This is a genomic window from Xanthomonas sp. SHU 308 (assembly GCF_000364645.1).
In the GTDB taxonomy this organism is placed as follows: Bacteria; Pseudomonadota; Gammaproteobacteria; order Xanthomonadales; family Xanthomonadaceae; genus Xanthomonas_A; species Xanthomonas_A sontii.
Window position 1 is genome coordinate 1 of the sequence record NZ_AQOK01000839.1, and the last position, 1,813, is coordinate 1,813.

The 1,813-nt window shown below is 72.2% G+C and carries 3 protein-coding genes; all 3 read left to right on the top strand.

Features of this window, described 5'->3' with window-relative positions:
* Positions 1-248 (top strand): DUF4019 domain-containing protein (locus D588_RS0121890; RefSeq protein WP_017917523.1); only part of this gene is annotated, 248 nt, incomplete at its 5' end.
* Between the two features lie 41 nt (positions 249-289).
* Positions 290-679, top strand: coding sequence for an MAPEG family protein (locus D588_RS0121895; RefSeq protein WP_026143987.1), 390 nt, complete (start codon positions 290-292; stop codon positions 677-679).
* A 99-nt stretch (positions 680-778) separates the two neighbouring features.
* A partial coding sequence (gene ubiM, locus D588_RS0121900; RefSeq protein WP_017917524.1) for a 5-demethoxyubiquinol-8 5-hydroxylase UbiM occupies positions 779-1,813 on the top strand: 1,035 nt, incomplete at its 3' end.

A 1,813-nucleotide genomic window follows, 5' to 3' on the forward strand; every position in this document is an offset into this window, starting at 1 on the left:
CGGTGTTCGTGCGCGAGATCGACGCCGCGCGTGCGCGGCTGGGCGCGCTGCTCGGCCGCGGCGTCGCCAGCGTGGCGCGGGTGCAGTACGCCGCCGGCTCGCAGGTGCCGCCGGGCACCTACGTCAACATCAGCTTCCCCAGCCGCTTCGCCAATGCGCCGCAGCCGGTGCGCGAGCTGGTGTCGTTGCGGCTGGACGAGGACAAGACCTGGCGCCTGGTCGGTTATCACGTGGCCATGCCCGATTGAGCGGCATGCTGCGCGCCGTCTTCCTTTCCTCCGAGGCTCCGATGCCCATCGAAATCCGCATGCTGGCCTGGGCGATCCTGCTCGGGATCGCGCAACTGCTGCTCGCCTCCGCCTTCGTCACCGCGCAGCGCGGGCTGAAGTGGAACGCCGGCGCGCGCGATGCGCCGCAACCGCCGCCGGCCGGCGTGGCCGGGCGCCTGGACCGCGCGCTGCGCAACTTCCTGGAAACCTTCCCGTTCTTCGCCGCCGCGGCGGTGGCGGTGGCGGCGCTGGGCAAGGGCGATGCGCACACCGCGCTTTCGGCGCAAATCTATTTGTGGGCGCGGGTGGCGTACGTGCCGCTGTACGCGGCGGGCGTGCCGTACGTGCGCAGCCTGGTGTGGGTGGTGTCGCTGTGGGCGATCCTGCAACTGGTGTGGGCGCTGTTCTGAGCCCCGCGGGCTGCGACCGATCGTCGCAGCGCTGATCCAGATCAAGGACGCGGTGCGCGGCGGTCGTATCCTGGCCGGGTCCGATCACGGAGTCGCCGCATGCAAGTGGATATCGCCATCGTCGGGGCCGGCCCTGCCGGCCTGTGCTTCGCCCGCTCGCTGGCCGGCAGCGGCCTGTCGCTGGCGCTGATCGAGCCGCAGCCGCGCGCGGCGCTGGCCGAGGCCGCCTTCGACGGCCGCGAAATCGCCCTGACCCACGCCTCGCGAGCATTGCTGGATCAGTTGGACCTGTGGCCGCGGATCGACCCGCAGGCGATCGCGCCGCTGCGCGATGCGCGGGTGATGAACGGTTCCTCGCCGTTCGCGCTGACCTTTGCGGCGGGCGAGGGCGGCCGTGGCGATCTCGGCTGGCTGGTGCCCAATCACCTGATCCGCCGCGCCGCGTTCGCCGCGGTGCAGGACCAGCCCGGTCTGACCTTGCTCGATGGTGTGTCGGTGCAGGCACTGCGTCGCGACGCGCGCCAGGCGCAGTTGCAGCTCTCCGACGGGCGCAGCGTGGCGGCGCGTCTGGTGGTCGCCGCCGACAGCCGCTTCTCCAGTACCCGGCGCATGAGCGGGATCGGCGCGCAGCTGCGCGATTTCGGCCGCACCATGCTGGTGTGTCGGGTGCGCCACGAGCGCCCGCACCATCAGACCGCCTGGGAGTGGTTCGGTTACGGCCGCACCATGGCGCTGCTGCCGCTGCACGGCAACGAGGCCTCGGCAGTGCTGACCCTGCCGCCGGAACGCGCGCAGGCGCTGCTGCAGATGGACGAGGCGGCGTTGGGGGCGGAGATCAGTACCTGCTTCGAGCATCGCCTGGGCGCGATGACGCCACTGGTGCGGCCGCAGGCGTACCCGTTGGTGGCCGTCTATGCGCAGCGCTTCGTCGCCGAGCGCTATGCCTTGATCGGCGACGCCGCGGTGGGCATGCATCCGGTGACCGCGCATGGGTTCAACTTCGGCCTGCAGAGCCAGGCGCGGCTGGCGCGTGCGCTGCACGACGCGGTCGCGCGCGGCGGCGACATCGCCGCGCCGGCCTTGCTGGCCGGCTACCAGCGCGGGCACCGCCTGGCCACGCGGCCGCTGTACGAA

Coding starts and splice junctions, on each gene's coding strand:
- D588_RS0121895 (WP_026143987.1), top strand. CDS start 290: ATGCCCATCGAAATCCGCATGCTGGCCTGGGCGATCCTGCTCGGGATC.